General features: G+C 46.5%; 17 protein-coding genes. 6 read left to right on the top strand and 11 right to left on the bottom strand.

Annotation, left to right across the window (positions count from 1 at the left end):
* Positions 1-16: 16 nt before the first annotated feature.
* The 6 genes from VC188_RS02630 to VC188_RS02605 form a co-directional block, all read right to left on the bottom strand.
* A complete protein-coding gene (locus VC188_RS02630) occupies positions 17-1294 on the bottom strand; it encodes a glutamate-5-semialdehyde dehydrogenase (protein WP_323482918.1) in 1278 nt (425 codons plus the stop codon).
* A 32-nt stretch (positions 1295-1326) separates the two neighbouring features.
* Positions 1327-2388 carry a DNA polymerase III subunit delta gene (gene holA / locus VC188_RS02625; RefSeq protein WP_323482917.1) on the bottom strand — a complete coding sequence of 354 codons (1062 nt, stop codon included), beginning with the start codon at positions 2386-2388 and terminating at the stop codon, positions 1327-1329.
* Positions 2389-2402: 14 nt separating this feature from the next.
* Positions 2403-2930, bottom strand: coding sequence for an LPS assembly lipoprotein LptE (lptE, locus tag VC188_RS02620; protein WP_215321420.1), 528 nt, complete (start codon positions 2928-2930; stop codon positions 2403-2405).
* A 21-nt stretch (positions 2931-2951) separates the two neighbouring features.
* Entirely contained in the window at positions 2952-5624 is a 2673-nt protein-coding gene (leuS, locus tag VC188_RS02615) for a leucine--tRNA ligase (RefSeq protein ID WP_323482916.1), read from the bottom strand.
* Between the two features lie 42 nt (positions 5625-5666).
* Complete coding sequence (dapB, locus tag VC188_RS02610; protein ID WP_215322246.1) at positions 5667-6467, bottom strand: 4-hydroxy-tetrahydrodipicolinate reductase; 801 nt, start codon at positions 6465-6467, stop codon at positions 5667-5669.
* A 69-nt stretch (positions 6468-6536) separates the two neighbouring features.
* Positions 6537-7172 (bottom strand): outer membrane protein assembly factor BamE, encoded by a 636-nt coding sequence (locus tag VC188_RS02605; RefSeq protein WP_323482915.1) that lies wholly within the window; start codon positions 7170-7172, stop codon positions 6537-6539.
* A 130-nt stretch (positions 7173-7302) separates the two neighbouring features.
* Here VC188_RS02605 and fur point away from each other — a divergent pair, with 130 nt between their 5' ends.
* Positions 7303-7755: a ferric iron uptake transcriptional regulator gene (gene fur / locus VC188_RS02600; RefSeq protein ID WP_072583439.1), complete on the top strand. Its 453-nt coding sequence runs from the start codon at positions 7303-7305 to the stop codon at positions 7753-7755.
* 146 nt (positions 7756-7901) lie between these two features.
* Here the strand turns inward: fur and gap are convergent, their stop codons facing one another.
* Together gap and tkt are read right to left on the bottom strand one after the other, a co-directional pair.
* Entirely contained in the window at positions 7902-8930 is a 1029-nt protein-coding gene (gene gap, locus VC188_RS02595) for a type I glyceraldehyde-3-phosphate dehydrogenase (protein WP_215321417.1), read from the bottom strand.
* A gap of 42 nt (positions 8931-8972) precedes the next feature.
* Positions 8973-10964 (bottom strand): transketolase, encoded by a 1992-nt coding sequence (gene tkt, locus VC188_RS02590; protein ID WP_323482914.1) that lies wholly within the window; start codon positions 10962-10964, stop codon positions 8973-8975.
* 43 nt (positions 10965-11007) lie between these two features.
* On the opposite strand from tkt, the gene VC188_RS02585 reads away from it, so the two are divergent.
* Entirely contained in the window at positions 11008-11769 is a 762-nt protein-coding gene (locus VC188_RS02585) for a 16S rRNA (uracil(1498)-N(3))-methyltransferase (protein WP_323482913.1), read from the top strand.
* A gap of 33 nt (positions 11770-11802) precedes the next feature.
* Here VC188_RS02585 and VC188_RS02580 read toward each other — a convergent pair whose 3' ends face one another.
* Complete coding sequence (locus VC188_RS02580) at positions 11803-12423, bottom strand: barstar family protein (RefSeq protein ID WP_215321414.1); 621 nt, start codon at positions 12421-12423, stop codon at positions 11803-11805.
* 128 nt (positions 12424-12551) lie between these two features.
* Positions 12552-14873 (bottom strand): NADP-dependent malic enzyme, encoded by a 2322-nt coding sequence (locus tag VC188_RS02575; RefSeq protein WP_323482912.1) that lies wholly within the window; start codon positions 14871-14873, stop codon positions 12552-12554.
* Positions 14874-14978: 105 nt separating this feature from the next.
* Between VC188_RS02575 and thiL the strand changes: the two genes are divergently transcribed.
* The 3 genes from thiL to VC188_RS02560 are packed head-to-tail and all read left to right on the top strand — an operon-like array spanning position 14979 to position 17040.
* Positions 14979-16001 carry a thiamine-phosphate kinase gene (gene thiL, locus VC188_RS02570; protein ID WP_323482911.1) on the top strand — a complete coding sequence of 341 codons (1023 nt, stop codon included), beginning with the start codon at positions 14979-14981 and terminating at the stop codon, positions 15999-16001.
* Positions 16001-16561, top strand: coding sequence for a phosphatidylglycerophosphatase A (locus VC188_RS02565; RefSeq protein ID WP_323482910.1), 561 nt, complete (start codon positions 16001-16003; stop codon positions 16559-16561). Before thiL ends, VC188_RS02565 begins: the two co-directional genes overlap by 1 nt.
* Positions 16561-17040, top strand: coding sequence for a CinA family protein (locus VC188_RS02560; protein ID WP_323482909.1), 480 nt, complete (start codon positions 16561-16563; stop codon positions 17038-17040). Before VC188_RS02565 ends, VC188_RS02560 begins: the two co-directional genes overlap by 1 nt.
* A gap of 20 nt (positions 17041-17060) precedes the next feature.
* On the opposite strand, the gene corA is transcribed toward VC188_RS02560, so the two are convergent.
* Positions 17061-18026: a magnesium/cobalt transporter CorA gene (gene corA, locus VC188_RS02555; protein ID WP_072583348.1), complete on the bottom strand. Its 966-nt coding sequence runs from the start codon at positions 18024-18026 to the stop codon at positions 17061-17063.
* 73 nt (positions 18027-18099) lie between these two features.
* Here corA and pyrF point away from each other — a divergent pair, with 73 nt between their 5' ends.
* Complete coding sequence (gene pyrF, locus VC188_RS02550; protein ID WP_323482908.1) at positions 18100-18945, top strand: orotidine-5'-phosphate decarboxylase; 846 nt, start codon at positions 18100-18102, stop codon at positions 18943-18945.
* The last annotated feature ends 8 nt before the right edge of the window (positions 18946-18953 follow it).

The following is an 18953-nucleotide window of genomic DNA, read 5'->3' as shown; positions in this document are numbered from 1 at the left end:
TGTTTATCTTTTTACTTTAGGTCCGGATCTCGCCATGGCCCATAACCACATACTTCAATGAGGTCAAGCCATCTAACCCAACTGGGCCACGGGCATGCAGCTTGTCATTGGAGATACCGATTTCAGCCCCTAGACCATATTCAAAGCCATCTGCAAAGCGAGTGCTGGCATTAACCATCACGCTAGCACTATCCACTTCACGCAAGAAGCGATCGGCCTGGGCTTTGTTATTAGTAATAATGGCATCAGTATGTTTGCTGCCATATTGCTCAATATGATTCATGGCTTCATCGATATTAGCCACTGTCTTAATGGACAAGATAGGGGCCAAGTACTCAGTTTGCCAATCTTCTTCTTTGGCATCGACCAGATTCTGAAAACCATTTGCTTCAAGTGTTTTGCGTGTCAAATCATCAACCCGCAACTCCACACCTTTATCTTGATAAATCTTGCAAAGCGTTGGCAAGACTTTCTGTGCAATATCTTGATTGACTAACAAGGTCTCCATTGCATTGCAAGGGGCGTAGCGTTGAGTCTTAGCGTTATCACAGACCTTTACTGCCATAGCGACATCAGCATCTGCATCAATATAGGTATGACAAATACCATCCAAGTGCTTAATCATCGGTACTCGCGCTTCAGCCATAAGACGGGCAATCAAACTCTTACCGCCACGAGGCACGATCACATCAATATATTGGGTCATGGTAATCATCTCGCCGACTGCGCTACGATCGGTAGTAGTCACCACTTGCACTGCGTCTTTAGGCAAGCCAGCAGAAGCCAGACCTTCTTGAATAATCTGAGCCAATAAAGTATTTGAATCAATTGCTTCGGAACCACCCCGTAAAATCACGGCATTGCCAGACTTTAAGCATAAGGCAGCAGCATCAATAGTGACGTTTGGGCGAGACTCATAAATGATGCCAATAACACCCAGAGGTACGCGCATCTGACCCAACTCAATGCCAGAAGCCTGCTTTTGCAAAGCAGAAATTTTGCCAATCGGATCATCCAAAGAAACAATTTGCTCTAAACCTAAAGCCATGGTTTCAATCGTTTTAGGAGTCATGGTTAGGCGATCAATAAAAGCAGGATCTTGCCCATTGCCTTTTGCGCGCTCTACATCCACTTGATTAATCTTCTGAATTTCAGTGGCTTGCTGACGAACCACTTTAGCAATATGCAATAAAGCCTGGTTCTTTTGCTCGCTTGATGCGCGCGCCATTGCACGCGATGCAGCGCGTGCTCGCATTCCAATGTCTTGCATCATTTCTTGAATGGATGAAATCATTTCTTAATCTCTTATGTATTGTTTCGCACTTCTTAACGCAGCAAATTTCCAACTAAACGCAAACCATCCCATGGGTCGGCAGGCAATTCAGCAGCATGCAAACCCTTTACTTGGCGATCTAGTCCTGCAGCTACTTGCATTGCTCTTCGCAGCTTGAGGGGCTGAATCCTTCTCAATGCTACTGGGTATAAACGCTCTTTATTTCCCCAAATCCGGTTTGCACGCATCAAGTTCTGCACTGATTCACCCGCATCGCTTGCAGCCTTCAATTTAGATAGTATCCGAAGCTCTTCAGTTACGCTCCACAGAATCAATACCAGCGGCTCACCCTCACCTTTAAGGCCATCTAGCATGCGATTGAGCCTAGCCAGATCTCCAGCCAGCATTGCTTCAGTCAATTCAAAAACGTTGTAGCGCGCCACTTTCAGAATGGATGAGCGAATTTGCTCCTCGCTGAGTTTTCCTACGGGATATAACAAACCCAACTTCAAAATTTCTTGATGGGCAGCAATCAAATTGCCCTCTACCTGATCGGCAATAAACTCAAGTGCGCGCTGACCTTCCGGTCCTGCCTCTACCTCTTGATCTTGGCGCTTGAGTCGTCCAGCGATCCACTGTGGCAAATGGCTGCGGTCCAAAGAATCGATCTGAATAGCCATACCGGAATCGTCCAAAGCACTGAACCACGCAGAAGTCTTGGTCTTACCATCCAAGCGAGGCAACACAATACAGACAACGGTATCCGGGCCATCAGAACCAGTTGACTGAGAGGCAATTTGCGCAGCGAACTGTTTAAGAGCATCCGCTCCATCGCGCCCAGGCTTACCCGTCGGAATACGCAACTCGACCCAACGCTTGTCACCAAACAAAGACATGGTCTGACCAGCACTTAGAAGAGCACTCCAATCAAATCCACGCTCTTGTAACAAGACTTCGCGTTCAGTGAAATTTTGTTTCTTGGCTGCAGATCGCAATTGATCCATCGCTTCCATCATCAACAGCGGCTCATCGCCACTAAAAACATATAACGGCAACATGGCGCCACCAGAACTCAAAGACTTGAGGTGCACTTGTAAGGCATCAACTTTAACCATGCCTTAATCTACCTCTAGAAAGCTCTTGATTGCGGGGCTTTTGCAGCCGCTGCAACACGGCGCAAGATCTGGATAGCCAAATCTTTACGCATCAGAGTTAAGAATTGCTGAATTTGAACATCGGTAGCCAAAACAGTAGAAACCGTGAAGTCCATATCGCGAGTCATATAAATTTCCGCCTCAGGAACAATTTCTGCTCCAGCTAAATCAAAGGCTCTGAAGCCAACACGAATATTGAGGCGATAAGCTGATACTTGGCCATTGGAGTTGTAAGCCAAAATCTCACGACCATTAATATCGTTGGTGATTTCCAAGATGAGATCTGCATCTTTAGGATTAATCGCGACCTTGGCATCAGTGCCAGTCAAGATCGCTGCCTGCAAGTCTGCTCTCAGTGGTGGAGATGGGTTACCAGTAATCGCAATCACCTTAAAAGGTAAATCCACCATGCCTCGCAAGCGATATCCGCAAGCAATTAAGCCACTCAGAGGTGCTGTGACCATTAAACCTAACATTGCACGTCGCAGGTGATTTACGCTCATCGCTTTCGTTTCTATAAAAGGTTAGGCAACAATATTGACCAAACGACCGGGCACCACAATCACTTTTTTCGGTGAATTGCCATTCAAAGCCTTTTGTGCGGGCTCACTTTGTAAAGCCAATGACTCAACCTGCTCTTTGCTGGCATCTGCTGGCACCTTAATATCGCCACGCAACTTGCCATTAATCTGAAGCATCAAAGTCAGCTCAGTCTGGACCAATGCCGCTTCATCTACAGAAGGCCATGGAGCATCAAGCAAAGGCCCGTAAGTCTTTGTATAAGCAAGATCTTTCCACAACACATGGGTCAGGTGTGGAACTACTGGATAGAGAACGCGCAATAAAATACTTAAGCATTCTCGCAAGACTGGCGCACTAATGGCAGAATTCTGCTCCAACTTGATAGGCTCAAGAATATTGAGCATCTTCATCGCAGCAGAAACAACCGTGTTGTACTGGCGACGTTGATAGTCAAAATTAGCTTGCTTCAGAATCGTATGGACTTCGCGACGCAATTCTTTTTCCGCATCGCTAAAGCTGGTGGGCAAGCCATCAGATGCATCACGCAAGACACTAGCGTGACTACTGGAATACATCCAGACCCGACGCAAGAAACGAGAGGCGCCATCCACGCCAGCGCCAGACCACTCTAACTGTTGCTCAGGAGGAGCAGCAAACATTACAAATAGACGCGCAGTATCAGCACCATGTTGATCAATCAAAGCCTGGGGATCAACACCATTATTCTTGCTCTTAGACATCTTCTCAACACCGCCAATGATGACTGGCGTATTTGAAGCGTCACCTATCAACTTGGCGCCTTGCGGACGACCCTTCTCATCAAGATCTAATTCCACATCCAAGGGATTAAGCCAAGTCTTTTTACCCGAAGCATCTTCAGAATAGTAAGTCTCATTAAGAACCATGCCTTGGGTGAGTAAATTCTGGAATGGCTCATCAAAGGTAATGAGATGAAGGTCTCGCATGACCTTAGTCCAGAAACGCGCATAGAGTAAATGCAAAATCGCATGCTCAATGCCGCCAATGTACTGATCCATCGGCATCCAATATTCATTGCGCTCATCGACCATAGTCTTAGCATTAGGTCCGGTATAGCGCATGAAATACCAAGAGGAATCCACAAAGGTATCCATGGTGTCAGTTTCTCGGCGCGCAGGTTTGCCACACTTCGGACACTTCACATTCAAGAAGTCAGCACGCTTATTGAGTGGATTACCGCTACCATCTGGTACGCAATCTTCCGGCAACACGACCGGTAGGTCTGCCTCAGGTACAGGTACGGCGCCACAACCTGGATTACTCTCATCGCCACAATGAATAATCGGAATCGGTGTACCCCAATAGCGCTGACGAGAAATTCCCCAATCACGCAATCGATAGGTAGTCTTGATTTCGCCAATGCCAAGCTTTTCAAATTCTTTCGCAACAGCGCTCACCGCCTCTTCATAGGATAAGCCATCAAACTGAGCACTGTTAAAACAAACTACACCTTCTTTTTGGGCATACCAATCTTCCCAATGGGTGGCATTAAACATTGGCGACTCGGCTTTGAGCGCAATTACTTGCTTAATTGGCAACTCGTACTTCAGCGCAAAAGCAAAGTCGCGCTCATCGTGAGCCGGCACACCCATCACTGCACCATCGCCATAAGACATTAATACGTAATTACCAACCCAGACAGGTACTGGCTCGTGCGTCAAAGGATGTGTGACATACAGGCCGGTGAACATTCCTTCTTTTTCTTGAGTAGCTAGATCAGCCTCGATCACGCTACCAGTTTTGCATTTCTCAATAAATGCTGCGAGCTCGGGATTGTTAGCGGCTGCCTTGGCAGCCAATGGATGCTCAGCCGCTACCGCGCAGAACGTAACACCCATGATGGTGTCTGCACGGGTAGTGAACACGTACAAGAGGCCGTCTTGAATAAAGTTACCGTGATCATCAGCAATGTCATGCTTAAAAGCAAAACGCACGCCACGACTTTTGCCGATCCAGTTTTGCTGCATAGTCTTGACGCGCTCTGGCCAGCCCAAGCCATCTAAACCAGAAAGTAATGGTTCTGCATACGCTGTGATATTGAAGTAATAACCAGGGATCTCGCGCTTCTCTACTAAAGCGCCAGAGCGCCAACCACGACCATCAATCACCTGCTCGTTCGCCAAAACTGTTTGATCAATTGGATCCCAATTCACCACTTGCGTTTTGCGATACGCGATACCTTTTTCAAGCATCTTTAAAAAGAGCCACTGGTTCCAACGATAGTAGTCAGGACTACAGGTAGCCACTTCACGTGACCAATCAATCGCTAAACCCATCGCAGCCATTTGCTTTTTCATATAAGCAATGTTGTCGTAGGTCCATTTAGCGGGGGGAACTTTATTCTGAATCGCCGCATTTTCTGCGGGCATACCAAAGGCATCCCAACCCATAGGCATGAGAACATTAAAGCCTTGCATGCGTAGCTGGCGCGCCATCACATCGTTAATGGTGTAGTTACGCACGTGTCCCATGTGGAGCTTGCCAGATGGATAAGGCAACATTGAGCAGGCATAGTACTTTGGCTTCTGCTTACCCTGCGCATCCACTGCGTTCTCGGCTACTTGATAGACTTGCGCACTTTCCCAATCAGCTTGCGCTGCCGCTTCAATACTGCGGTAGTCATAATCCTTACTCATTCTTAGACAACTCTTTTCTTCTATTTTTAATTAATTGAATAATTACTTGCGTAAGCCAAGAACATCTTGCATATCGAATAAACCGGTACTTTGGTTTTGCAAGAAACGGCCCGCACGCAATGAACCTTGCGCATAGGACTGACGGCTTGAAGATTTATGACTGATTTCAATACGTTCACCATCACCTGCAAATAAGACAGTATGGTCGCCAACAATATCGCCACCACGAATCGTTGCAAAACCAATTGAACCTTCTTTACGTTCACCGGTATGACCTTCGCGGGCATACACGGCAACATCATCAAGCTTTTCACCTAAAGCATTCGCAATCACCTCACCCATCTTGAGTGCGGTACCAGAAGGGGCATCGACCTTATGCTTGTGATGCGCTTCAATAATCTCAATGTCATAACCTTGATTGAGCATCTTTGCCGCGATCTCCAGCAACTTAAAAGTGGCATTCACACCCACGCTCATGTTTGGAGCAAAAACAATCGCCAACTTTGCAGATGCTTTTTTCAAGCTAGCAATTTGATCGGTGGTTAGGCCTGTTGTACCGATAATCATTTTGGTACCCGTCTTTTCAGCAACAGCCAAATGGGCCATAGTGCCTTCTGGCCTGGTGAAGTCGATTAAGAATTGTGCATGAGCCAAAACCTGAGCAACATCAGAAGAAATCACTACACCCGTCTTTTTGCCCAAGAAGGCGCCAGCGTCTTCACCCAGCTGTGGGCAAGCATTATGCTCAAGCGCACCCACCAGCTCTGCATCAGCTGTATTGAGGACAGTCTCAATCAACATCTTGCCCATACGGCCTGTTGCCCCAGCAATTGCAATCTTCATCATTTTTCTTCGCTTCTGATTAAAAGTTGCTGAAGCAACTTACTTCAGCATCAACACATAAGTCATTTTTTACTTGGCTTCACTGGCCTGCGGAACATTGAGAGCACCAGGACCCAATGGCTCAGGCTGAACATTTGGATCCTTTTTAGAAAAACTAAAAAAGTCCCAGAATGAACTGCTAGTACTAGCTGGTGGTATGGCCGCACCCGCTGCCAAATTATCCGTTGTACTTGGCACCATGAGTTCGGGTTGCTGCAATGGTGGCGTGACTGGTGGCTTATTGGTGCCTGTGATGACCTCCCAGAACGAGCGTTTGGTTTTAGCGTAGTTATCGATCTCGGCAACCATCTCAACTTCTGTTGGCAAAGCATCACCATCAAACTTCACTACTTTATCGCCATCAAAGAACACTGTGACATGACGATCTTTGCCCATAACCTGTCCAGCGCGCTTAAATTCAAAAATATAATCCCAGCGATTTGCGTGGAAGTAACTAGCTAACAATGGTGTACCCATAATTTGACGCACCTGTTCGCGTGTCATCCCTAGTTGCAATTTGGAATACTGCTCACTAGAGACGAAGTTACCTTGCACAACATCAGGAACATAGGGTCTAAAAACCTTATTCATCCATGCGCGTTGAGTTTCATCAACAGCAGAAGTGCACCCAACAACCCCCATCAATCCCAGCAGAGTCAAAGACACTAGCCCCAATCGAGCGGGGGAATAAACACCCTTCAAAAACGGGTTCAAAAAACGGATAAAAAGTTCAAGGCAATTTTGCATGGCTGGCCGTATCATTAAGACATTGATTTTAGCTCCCAATGCCATAAATATGACCCAAAACCCTAGCCCTGAAGATTTACGCGATATTGGCCTAAAAGCTACCGGCCCAAGGATGAAAATCCTCGATTTTTTTCATCAAAACGGGGGAACCCACTTTAGCGCCGAAGATGTCTTTATGGCCTTAGCCAAAGAAGACAAAGAGATCGGTCTGGCAACGGTTTACCGGGTACTCACCCAATTTGAGCGGGCCGGCCTTCTATTGCGTAGTCATTTTGAATCTAGCAAAGGGGATAGCAGGGCAATCTATGAATTGAATGAGGGTCAGCACCACGACCACCTGGTTTGTATCGATTGTGGCCATGTAGAGGAATTTGTAGACGAAGCCATTGAAAAAAGGCAGCGCGATATTGCCAAAAACCTGGGTTTTAAGCTCCAAGAGCATTCTTTAGCCATGTATGGCCACTGCTTAAAGAAGAATTGCCGCAATAAACAAGCTAAATAAGACAGCCAAAGTAAGCCGTTTTTAGCACTGTAGAAGCAAAAAAGACCTCAATTTGAGGTCTTTTTTACACAATTAAGCCGAAAAATAGGATTTAAACGTTTTTTAACAACTTTTAGACGCTCTTAGCTACTCTTATCTATTTTTTCTTACTTTACAGCCATTAATGCTTCAGCGGCATTGAGCATCTGCACTGAATAACCCCATTCGTTGTCATACCAAGCCAATACCTTCACCAGCTTGCCATCCGCAGAAACGCGAGTTTGGGAGGCGTCATAAATACTTGGGCGTGGATCATGGTTAAAGTCGATGGATACCAAGGGCAATGTATTAAAGCCCAAAATGCCTTTGAGCTCACCTTCGCTAGCAGTCTTCAGAATGGCATTCACTTCGTCAACGCTGGTGGCGCGACTAGCAGCAAAAGTGAGGTCAACAACAGAAACATTAATGACAGGTACACGCATTGCGAAGCCATCAAAGCGACCTGCCAATGCCGGCAAAACCAAACCAACTGCCTTAGCAGCACCCGTCTTCGTTGGGATCATGCTGGTAACGGCTGAACGCGCACGACGCATATCCTTGTGATACACATCTGTTAACACTTGGTCATTAGTAAATGCATGAATCGTAGTCATCAAACCAGACTCGATACCAATCTTTTCTAAGAGCGGCTTTACCAATGGGGCTAAACAGTTGGTTGTGCAGCTAGCATTAGAGACAACAACATCGCTTGGCTTCAATACATTTTGATTTACGCCGTAGACAATAGTTGCGTCTACATCTTTTTCACCAGGAGCAGAAATCAGCACCTTCTTCGCACCCTGCTCAATATGAATCATGGCTTTTTCTTTGGAAGTGAACTTACCAGTACATTCCAAAACTAAATCAACGCCCAACTCACCCCATGGGGTTTCTGCAGGATTACGTGTGCAGAACATTTTGATGCGATCGCCATTGACCACCATGCAATCGCCATCAACGGATACATCTGCTGGGAAACGGCCATGAGCAGAGTCATACTTTGTAAGATGGGCGTTAATAGCAATATCACCCATCGCATTAATTGCGACGATCTTGATATCACGACGTGGCTTACCATTTACCTGATCTTCATATAAAGCACGCAATACCATACGACCAATGCGTCCATAACCATTAATTGCGATACGAATTGTCATTTATTTCCCCTTACTAATATTGAATTTATTCCGCACTTTGATTTATTTCTTTGCGATGCATTGTTTAACTGTTTTCGCAATCTGGTCAGCCGTTAATCCAAAATATTCATACAGCACTGGCGCAGGCGCAGACTCACCAAAGGTATCTACGCCATGAACTGCTGCGCAACCATACTTCCACCAGAAATCACTCACGCCCGCTTCAACTGCAATGCGCGGAATATTTTCAGGCAATACTTTTGCTTTGTAGGCAGCATCTTGTTGATCAAAGACAGTGGTTGATGGAATTGAAACCACTCGAATACCTAAACCTTCTTTTTCTAACTGTTGCGCAGTTTGTAATGCAAGCGCAATTTCAGAACCAGTTGCAATAATGACCGCATCAATCTTGCCGGAGGGATCACGCAAAACGTAACCACCACGTGCGATTTCTTTAATTTGTGCAGAAGTACGAGATACAAATGGACAATTCTGACGACTAAAGATCAAGGCGCTAGGGCCGTTTTTACGCTCAATGGCTGAGCCCCAGGCTACAGCGCTCTCTGTGGTGTCACATGGACGCCAAACCATCAGGTTCGGTATGAGGCGCAAGCTAGCTACATGCTCCACTGACTGATGGGTTGGGCCATCCTCACCCAAACCGATTGAATCGTGGGTAAAGACAAAAATACTGCGCAACTTCATCAAAGCAGCCATACGCAAAGCGTTACGACTGTAATCGGAGAAGGTTAAGAATGTGCCGCCAAATGGGATGTAACCACCATGCAAGGCAATGCCGTTCATGATGGCGCTCATACCAAATTCACGAACGCCGTAATTAATATGGTTACCCCATTGATCAGCGCGCACAGGTTTGCATGAAGACCAATTAGTGAGGTTAGATCCTGTTAAGTCGGCAGAGCCTCCCATGAATTCTGGCAAAGCAGGTGCCAAAGCTTCGATCGCGTTCTGACTTGCTTTACGAGTCGCAATTGTTTCTGCTTTAGTTTGGCAAGTTTTTAAGTATGCATTTAATGTGGATACAAAATCTTTAGATAAATCACCTGCCATACGACGTTGCAATTCAGCAGCAAGTTCTGGAAATTTGTTTTTGTATTTCTGAAATTCTTTATTCCACTCGTGTTCTGCTGCTTGACCACGCTTTTTAAAATCCCATGCCGCATAAATATCTTTTGGAATTTCAAATGGCGCGTACGGCCAATTCAATGCAACACGAGTAGCTGCAATTTCTGTCGCTCCCAATGGGGAGCCGTGTACCTTGTCACTACCCGCCATATTTGGTGAGCCTTGGCCAATCGCGGTCTTGCAGCAGATCAGGGTTGGCTTATCACTCTTTTTAGCCTTGGCAATCGCGGCAGATACGGCTTCTGCATCATGCCCGTCAACAGCACGAATCACATTCCAACCATAAGCCTCAAAACGCTTTGGGGTATCTTCGTTAAACCAAGAAACAACTTTGCCATCAATCGAGATGCCGTTGTCATCCCACAATGCAATCAGCTTATTGAGTTTGAGTGTGCCAGCCAAAGAACATACTTCATGGCTAATGCCCTCCATCAAACAGCCATCACCTAAAAATACATAGGTGAAGTGATCAACGATATTAAAGCCAGGACGATTAAATTCTTCTGCCAATAATTTTTCAGCAAGCGCCATTCCTACTGCATTAGAAATTCCTTGACCCAATGGACCCGTAGTTGTTTCTACGCCGGGAGTAATGCCGTATTCAGGATGTCCTGGAGTTTTACTATGCAATTGACGGAAATTTTTCAACTCTTCAATCGGCAAGTCGTAACCAGAAAGATGCAAGAGTGAATACAGCAACATGGATCCATGACCATTGGATAAAACAAAACGATCACGATCAATCCAATGTGGATCTGTTGGGTTATGTTTTAAATGTTCATTCCAAAGACCGACAGCAATATCTGCCATACCCATTGGCATGCCAGGGTGACCTGAATTTGCCTGCTGTACAGCATCCATGGATAAGGCGCGAATGGCATTGGCCATACGAATTTGAAGATTTGACATCGTAAAAGTGGTCTCTGGAAAATTAATTGGCTATATTTCAGTAATGCCTCAATTTTATCTTCCCGGGCCATGGGAATCCCAAAAGCCAACCACCCTCACCCCAGAGGTTGCCCACCATTTGCGCGTTCGACGTGTCCAAACTGGGGAATTCTTCCCCGTATTTGATGGAAAGGGGCAAGTTGCCAAGGGCGAGCTCCTCTCTTTGAGCGGAAAAACGGGTCAGGTTCAACTGACGGATATCCATATCGACACCCATCGTGAGACCCCATATGCCATTACTTTGGCTCAAGGCTTAGCTGGTGGCGACAAAATGGACTGGATTGTTGAAAAAGCGGTAGAAACAGGTGCCCAAAATATCGCTCCGATGCAATGCGAGCGCTCTATTCTCAAACTTACCCGCTCTAGCGACCTAGAGCGTGCCCAAAAAAGGCTTGCCCACTGGGAGGGCATCATTCAAGCAGCTTGTGAACAATGCGATCGCACTGTCCTTGCCAACCTGGAGCCCATTCAAACTTTTGAAAGTTATTTAAAAGCAAGTCCAAAACCCGCACTCAAACTACTACTCAGTCCAGATGCGACGAAAAGCCTGTATTCGGTGTTAATTGAAAATGATCCCCAAGATATCGTCTTAATGATCGGCCCCGAGGGTGGTCATTCCCCTGAAGAAGAGGCTCAAGCGCAAGCAGCAGGCTATCAATTGGTTTCACTGGGGGAGCGGGTACTCAGAACGGAAACAGCGGGCGTAGTGGCTATTACAGCCGTACACAGCATATGGAATCTTGAAATGCAAAATCGCCTCAAATAGAGGCGATTTATAGGACTTACAAGACTTCAGCGATTAAGCAAAAGAATAGAAGACGCGGTATGGAGTTCGGCGCTCAGCCCAGAAATCAACAGCATCACGGAAAACATCCAACAATGTTTCACGAGCTTCTTTGTCAAACTTCTGAGTGCAAGGCAGTCCTTCGAGCACCACTACAAATCCAGGCTGTGGACCAGACTTGTCTACCGTGGTAGTCAAAGCATCCAACAAAGGATCGTAATTTTTTGCCTGCTGCTTAGTAAATGAGTACGCAATCGCAATCGACTCCAAAACCTCACCTTTAGTCATTGCATTTGCGCAATTGGCATAAATGAAGTGTTGACCCAATTCAGTTGCCGCTTCCTGCAAATCAGGAGTACGGAAAGCACGAATAGATTGAACGATATTAGGGCGCACACTGCGCAACATTGCCGGCGGTCCGGCATCGCGAACGGCCAAAGCGGCACGCCAAGAAGCTGTCACTTTTTTCCCCGAAACTTGATTTGCTGCATAGGTTTGTAAACGAGATAAACCGCCTTCAGCATAAATGTTGGCAGCGGATGATTCGGTTTCCAGTCGATCATTGCTATCCCAACTTTCAGCACGGCTATGTTCATCGAAGCTTGCTGTATTGCTGTTTTCAGAGCGATTATTCATGATGGGTGCTAGGTTACCCTTAACACGCCATCAAATCAAGCCCAAATACAGTGCATTTTATGTAATGCACTGATTTATATAGAAATAATATATGTAAGTTATTACTAACTTACATATATTACTGATTCTTAAGAAATGCCTCTGGCGTTACTCGCTGCCTCTACAACCGCCAAAGTTGTCACATTCACAATACGACGCACAGTTGCGGCCGGAGTGAGGATGTGAATTGGCTTAGCAACACCTAACAACAATGGGCCGATTGCAATGCCATTGCCTGCTGCTGTTTTTAGCAAATTGTAAGAAATGTTTGCTGCATCAATGTTTGGCAGGACTAAGAGATTGGCATCGCCCTTCAGTGAGGATGAAGATACGGCACCTTCTCGAATGCTTGCATCTAAAGCGCTATCGCCATGCATCTCTCCATCAACCTCTAGAGTTGGATCTGCCTTTTGGAGTAATGCCAACACTGCACGCATCTTGACTGCGGAAGGGGCATTGCTAGAACCAAAATTCGAATGGGACAGTAAGGCAACTTTCGGAGCTAATCCTAGCTTTCTCATTTCACTTGCGGCCATGAGAGTGAGATCCGCTAACTGTTCGGCCGTAGGGTCTAGATTGATGTGGGTGTCCACTAAAAATACTTGGCGTCCTGGAAGAATCAAACCTGACATGGCACCATAAACATTCGCACCAGGCTCATGCCCAATCACTTCATCAATATATTTCAAGTGCGTAGCGATATTGCCGACTGTGCCGGAAATCATGCCATCAGCCATGCCTTTTTGAATCAACAGACTTCCAATCAAACTGTTGCGGCGGCGGACTTCTAACTTAGCAAACGACTGCGTTACACCCTTACGCTCTGTGAGTGCAAGGTAGGTTTGCCAGAAATCACGGAAGCGTGAATCATTCTCTGGATTCACAATCTCAAAATCATCGCCCGCCTTCATACGCAGGCCGAATTTCTCAATTCGATGCTCGATAACGGCTGGGCGACCAATCAGAATTGGGGTAGCAAGATGCTCATCAATGATGATCTGCACTGCACGCAATACACGCTCATCTTCACCCTCAGCGAACACAATGCGTTTTTGATTTGCTGGTACACGTTTAGCAATGCTAAAGAGTGGCTTCATCAAAGTGCCAGAGTGGTACACGAATTGCTGTAACTGATTGCGATAGGCATCGAAATCTTTGATTGGGCGTAGAGCTACACCATCATCCATCGCCGCCTTAGCAACTGCAGGAGCAATCACGGTAATGAGTCGAGGATCGAATGGCTTTGGAATTAAATACTCCGGGCCAAAGGATAAGTTATCGAGACCGTAAACAGAAGCAACCACTTCGCTCTGCTCTGCTTGAGCCAATTCCGCTACTGCCTTGACCGCTGCGACTTCCATGCCACGAGTAATCGTTGTTGCACCCACATCCAAAGCACCGCGGAAAATGAATGGGAAACATAAAACGTTGTTTACTTGATTTGGGTAGTCGGTACGACCAGTCGCCATGATTGCATCCGGACGAACTGCTTTCACTTCTTCAGGAAGAATTTCAGGGGTTGGATTTGCTAAGGCATAAACCAATGGCTTCGGTGCCATCTTCTTCACCATGTCTTGCTTGAGTACACCCCCAGCAGAAAGACCCAAGAAAATATCCGCACCTTCAATCGCTTGATCAAGTGTGCGCAAATCTGTGTCTTGGCAAAACGGCTCCTTTTCAGGATCCATCAACTCTTTACGGCCCTTGTATGCAACGCCAGCCAAGTCAGTAACCCAAATATTTTTACGCTGAATACCTAAGTCAACCAATAAATCTAAGCAGGCTAGCGCAGCAGCACCAGCTCCTGAGGTGACTAACTTAACCTCTTCTACTTTTTTACCAACCACCTTCAAACCATTGAGGATGGCGGCTGCAACCACAATCGCTGTACCGTGTTGGTCATCATGGAAGACTGGAATCTTCATGCGAGCTTGCAACTTGCGCTCAACGACAAAACAATCAGGCGCTTTAATATCTTCTAAATTAATACCGCCAAAAGTTGGCTCTAGTGCCGCAATAATTTCTACTAATTTATCGGGATCGTTTTCATTGACTTCGATATCGAAAACGTCAATGCCAGCAAACTTCTTAAAAAGAACTGCTTTACCTTCCATCACTGGCTTACTTGCCAGCGGTCCAATATTTCCTAAACCTAAAACGGCTGTGCCGTTCGTAATGACGCCAACTAAATTTCCACGGGCGGTGTACTTGAATGCATTTGCCGGATCTTTAACAATCTCTTCGCAAGGAGCTGCAACGCCAGGCGTGTATGCAAGGGCTAAGTCTCGTTGATTGGTTAATTGCTTTGTTGGGGCAATTTCAATTTTTCCCGGAGTCGGAAACTCGTGGTACTGAAGCGCTGCCTCTCTTAAGGCTGCAATTTGTTGCTCTTTATTATTTTCTTTGCTCATCCACTAACTCGCTAAGTTCTGTCTTATCTTCATTTAGCTAAGACTTATAAGACTTCAATTCTATTCCTCTCGGACATTCGCTTCATAACCACCATAAAATGGGGCATGTCTTCTCGCGCTACCCCCCTCGGTGAATTTGACCTGATTGAACGTTTTTTCAAAACGGGTGCGGATTCAATGCGCTCTAAAGCAGATCAAGGCGTTACCTTGGGGATTGGTGATGACTGCGCCCTGATCAAACCACCAGGGAATGAAGAAATAGCCATTACCAGCGATATGTTGGTTGAGGGCAGGCACTTTTTTGCTGGCGCCGATCCCACCCTATTGGCCCGCAAAGCCCTAGCAGTTAACCTTTCAGACCTAGCGGCCATGGGGGCAAGTCCGCTGGGTTTTACCTTGGCAATTGCCCTACCAAAAGTAGATGAAGTCTGGCTAGAATCTTTCTCTAAAGGGCTTTTTGCCATTGCTAAGGAGTATTCCTGCCCCCTTATCGGCGGCGACACCACTGCAGGCCCCCTCACCATCTCGATCACCGCCTTTGGCAGCATCCCCGCCGGTAAAGCTATTCGCAGATCTGGCGCAAAGGCAGGCGATGACGTTTGGGTCTCGGGTGCGGTTGGAGATGCCAGACTTGCTCTTGCTGCACTGCGTCATGAAATAGATCTATCTAGCGAAGACTTACAACGAATTGAAGACCGCATGCATCAACCAATGCCGCGCATTGACTTAGGCATTCAATTGAGAGATGTGGCAAGCGCAGCTTTAGATGTCTCTGATGGGTTGTTGGGTGATTTACGCCATATTTTGAAGCAATCGCAAGTTGACGCACAAATTCAGTTGGATCAATTACCAAAATCGAGCATCTTGAAAAAACAAGAATCTTCCATTCAAAATTTATTTGCCGCATGCGGCGGTGATGATTACGAGCTTTGCTTTACTGCACCACCAAGCCAGCAGAAAAAAATACAGGAGATTGGTAAGTCACTGAACTTGCCACTAACGCTCATTGGAAAAATACTTCCGAGAAAAGATGATCAGGCAAGAGTATATTTACTAGATGCATCAGGAGTACTACTGAGCGATTTACAAGCAGCTCCTTTCCTCAACTCATTTGACCACTTTGCCTAATGACTAACGTTGAGCATTCCACAGAAGTGAAGCCAAACTTCAAATGGGTTTTTCAAACTGCCAGTCGCACTATTGCCTTTGGCTTTGGTAGTGGGTTAAGCCCTGTAGCTCCGGGCACCGCCGGTACGCTTTGGGCGTGGGCTGCATTTCTAATGGGTGAATACTTTTTCAGTACGGCAGACTTTCTCTGGATCATTGGTGGCGGCATTTTGCTCGGCTGCTGGATCTGCGGCCATGTCAGCGAAGAACTTGGTAAAAAAGATTTTGGCGGTATTGTTTGGGATGAGATCGTCGCGTTCTGGCTGGTGCTTATCTTCATCATGCCAGCTAATATTTGGATGCAGTTGATTGCTTTTGCGCTATTCCGATTTTTTGATGCCATCAAACCAGGCCCCATCGGCATGATTGATCGTCACTTTAAAAATACAGCAAGTGATAGCGCTCAGCGATCAAGCTTCTTGCAAATTATTTGGCGTGGATTTGGAATTGTGGTGGATGATCTTGCTGCTGCATTTTGTACACTGCTCGCAGTAGCCTTGATACAGTTTCTCACTAGATAATGAACTCAACCGATCTCACCAAAACCTTAGCCGCGATTTTGCTTTCCAGAAACTGGCTGGTGTCGCTTGCAGAGTCTTGTACTGGTGGTCTTGTATCTGCCACCCTGACTGAACTTGCAGGCTCAAGCGAGTGGTTCGAACGAGGCTACATCACTTACAGCAATGAAGCGAAAACGGAGTGTCTGGAGGTCCCAGCCCGGTTAATTGAATCCCATGGAGCTGTTAGCGAGCCAGTAGCCAAGGCCATGGCCGAAGGTGCGCGAATCAATTCAGGAAGTGATGTGGCTATTTCTATCACTGGGATTGCCGGCCCGTCAGGCGGGACCGCTGAGAAGCCCGTAGGCACAGTTTGTTTTGGCTGGGCGACTGAAAATCAAACCCTCACTAAAACCATGCATTTTGACGGTGATCGTCAAGCAGTAAGGCAGCAAGCAACCGAATTTGCGCTGACGGAGTTAATCGCCCTACTCAGAAATTAAGTGCAAATTCAGACTGCCAATTACTTCATCCAGCCTTTGCTGTGGAAATACCAGAGTGGAATGATTGCTGAAATTACCATTGCAACAATCGCCATTGGATAACCCCAAGTAGCATCTAACTCAGGCATGTGCTTGTAGTTCATTCCCCAAATACTGGCAAGCAAGGTTGGTGGCATTAAGGCTACTGATACCACCGAGAAAATCTTGATGATCTTGGATTGGTTCAAGTTAATAAAACCGACGGTAGCATCCATCAAGAAGTTAATCTTATCGAATAAGAAAGCAGTATGGTTTTCCAGAGAGTCGATATCGCGCAAAATTTGACGCGCTTCCTCCTGCTGCTCATCAGAGAGTAACTTGCTGCGCATCAAGAAGGACAAGGCTCTGCGGGTATCCATCACGTTACGACGAATGCGTCCGTTGGTATCTTCCTCTTTGGCAATGGTTTCGAGGACTTGCTCGGCATCCGCATCATTGATGTCATCTTGCAAGACTCGTTTACCAGCTTGCTCCAGGTTTTCATAAACCTCTTCCAAAGCATCAGCAGAATACTCAGCATCTGTTGAGTACAAATCTAGCAACACATCTTTTGCATTGCTCACTGAACCAGGACGCAAACGCGCACGCAAGCGAACTAAACGGAACACTGGCAAATCTTCGTCATGAATTGAGAACAACACTTGCTTGGTCAGAACAAACGCTACTCGAACGTTGCGAGAGGTTTCTTCTTCATCCAATAAGAAATCGGTACGGATATGGAGGTGACCATCGTCTGCCTCAAAATAACGAGCAGAAGCTTCTAAGTCACCCAAGTCATCTAACTCAGGCAAAAGTACGCCAAATGCCTCTTTAATCCAAATTAATTCCTCTTCTTCTGGATCAACCACGTCAATCCAGATAGGATTGGCATATTGCAATAATTCATTGCGATCTTCGACTTGCTCTTGAGAGAGGCGGCCATTTTGCAGGACGAACAAGTTGATCATGGTGAACTCCTAAGGAATGTGCGCTAGTTTATCCTATAGAACATGACAGTTTCACTAAAATAAGCCAAATCCAATGAACTCTCGCTCAAATACCTTTAACCAGCAACTCCAGTACGCATGGGCTTCCCAAGGCAGCATGCTGTGTGTTGGTTTTGACCCAGACCCAAAGCGCTTACCCCCCTCCCTACAAGGGAATGCCGAAGGCATCTATGAGTTCTGCCGAGAAATCGCTGATGCGACCGCGGATTTGGTCTGCGCCTTCAAGCCCCAATTTGCCTACTTTGCCTCCCAAAGAGCAGAGGCTCAACTAGAAAAACTAATCAAGCACCTCAAAGATAAATATCCCCACATCCCAGTCATCCTAGATTCCAAACGTGGAGATATCGGCAGTACTGCCGACCAATACGCTCTGGAGGCATTTGATCGCTACGGCGCTGATGCCGTGACCGTGAATCCATACATGGGCTTTGACACGATCGAGCCCTACCTAAAGCACACAGGCAAAGGGGTTATTGTCCTCTGCCGCACATCCAACCCTGGCGGGTCAGATTTGCAGTTCCTAAATGTGGCACCCAATGGCGAGCCTCTTTATCTGCGTGTGGCCAAGCTGGCTGCACAACAGTGGAATAGTTCTGATCAGATCAGCCTGGTAGTCGGCGCTACTTTCCCAGAAGAAATTGCCAAGGTACGCGCCATTGTTGGTGATATGCCTTTATTGATTCCAGGGATCGGCGCTCAAGGCGGTGACGTTGATGCCACTGTCAGCGCAGGAAAAATAACCGGCAAACCAGGAGCAGGGATGATCATTAATTCTTCCCGAGCGATTCTGTATGCCAGTTCAGGTGCTGATTTTGCAGAAGCGGCTAGAGTCGTCGCCATGAGTACTCGGGATGCACTTCGAGCTGCTGCAAACAAATAGTTAAGTAA

The sequence above is a fragment of the Polynucleobacter sp. MG-28-Ekke-A2 genome, from assembly GCF_035012985.1.
Taxonomy (GTDB): domain Bacteria; phylum Pseudomonadota; class Gammaproteobacteria; order Burkholderiales; family Burkholderiaceae; genus Polynucleobacter.
Note: the sequence above shows the minus strand (reverse complement) of the source record. Positions and strands in the feature narration are given on the sequence as shown.

Excerpts from the sequence above, each read along its gene's own strand:
- corA (WP_072583348.1), bottom strand. The coding sequence starts at position 18,026 with ATGATCAACTTGTTCGTCCTGCAAAATGGCCGCCTCTCTCAAGAGCAA.
- dapB (WP_215322246.1), bottom strand. The coding sequence starts at position 6,467 with ATGAAGATTGCAATTGCTGGGGCAACAGGCCGTATGGGCAAGATGTTG.
- fur (WP_072583439.1), top strand. The coding sequence starts at position 7,303 with ATGACCCAAAACCCTAGCCCTGAAGATTTACGCGATATTGGCCTAAAA.
- VC188_RS02580 (WP_215321414.1), bottom strand. The coding sequence starts at position 12,423 with ATGAATAATCGCTCTGAAAACAGCAATACAGCAAGCTTCGATGAACAT.
- VC188_RS02585 (WP_323482913.1), top strand. The coding sequence starts at position 11,008 with ATGCCTCAATTTTATCTTCCCGGGCCATGGGAATCCCAAAAGCCAACC.
- gap (WP_215321417.1), bottom strand. The coding sequence starts at position 8,930 with ATGACAATTCGTATCGCAATTAATGGTTATGGACGCATTGGTCGTATG.
- thiL (WP_323482911.1), top strand. The coding sequence starts at position 14,979 with ATGTCTTCTCGCGCTACCCCCCTCGGTGAATTTGACCTGATTGAACGT.
- tkt (WP_323482914.1), bottom strand. The coding sequence starts at position 10,964 with ATGTCAAATCTTCAAATTCGTATGGCCAATGCCATTCGCGCCTTATCC.
- lptE (WP_215321420.1), bottom strand. The coding sequence starts at position 2,930 with ATGAGCGTAAATCACCTGCGACGTGCAATGTTAGGTTTAATGGTCACA.
- VC188_RS02575 (WP_323482912.1), bottom strand. The coding sequence starts at position 14,873 with ATGAGCAAAGAAAATAATAAAGAGCAACAAATTGCAGCCTTAAGAGAG.
- pyrF (WP_323482908.1), top strand. The coding sequence starts at position 18,100 with ATGAACTCTCGCTCAAATACCTTTAACCAGCAACTCCAGTACGCATGG.
- VC188_RS02560 (WP_323482909.1), top strand. The coding sequence starts at position 16,561 with ATGAACTCAACCGATCTCACCAAAACCTTAGCCGCGATTTTGCTTTCC.
- holA (WP_323482917.1), bottom strand. The coding sequence starts at position 2,388 with ATGGTTAAAGTTGATGCCTTACAAGTGCACCTCAAGTCTTTGAGTTCT.
- VC188_RS02565 (WP_323482910.1), top strand. The coding sequence starts at position 16,001 with ATGACTAACGTTGAGCATTCCACAGAAGTGAAGCCAAACTTCAAATGG.
- VC188_RS02630 (WP_323482918.1), bottom strand. The coding sequence starts at position 1,294 with ATGATTTCATCCATTCAAGAAATGATGCAAGACATTGGAATGCGAGCA.
- leuS (WP_323482916.1), bottom strand. The coding sequence starts at position 5,624 with ATGAGTAAGGATTATGACTACCGCAGTATTGAAGCGGCAGCGCAAGCT.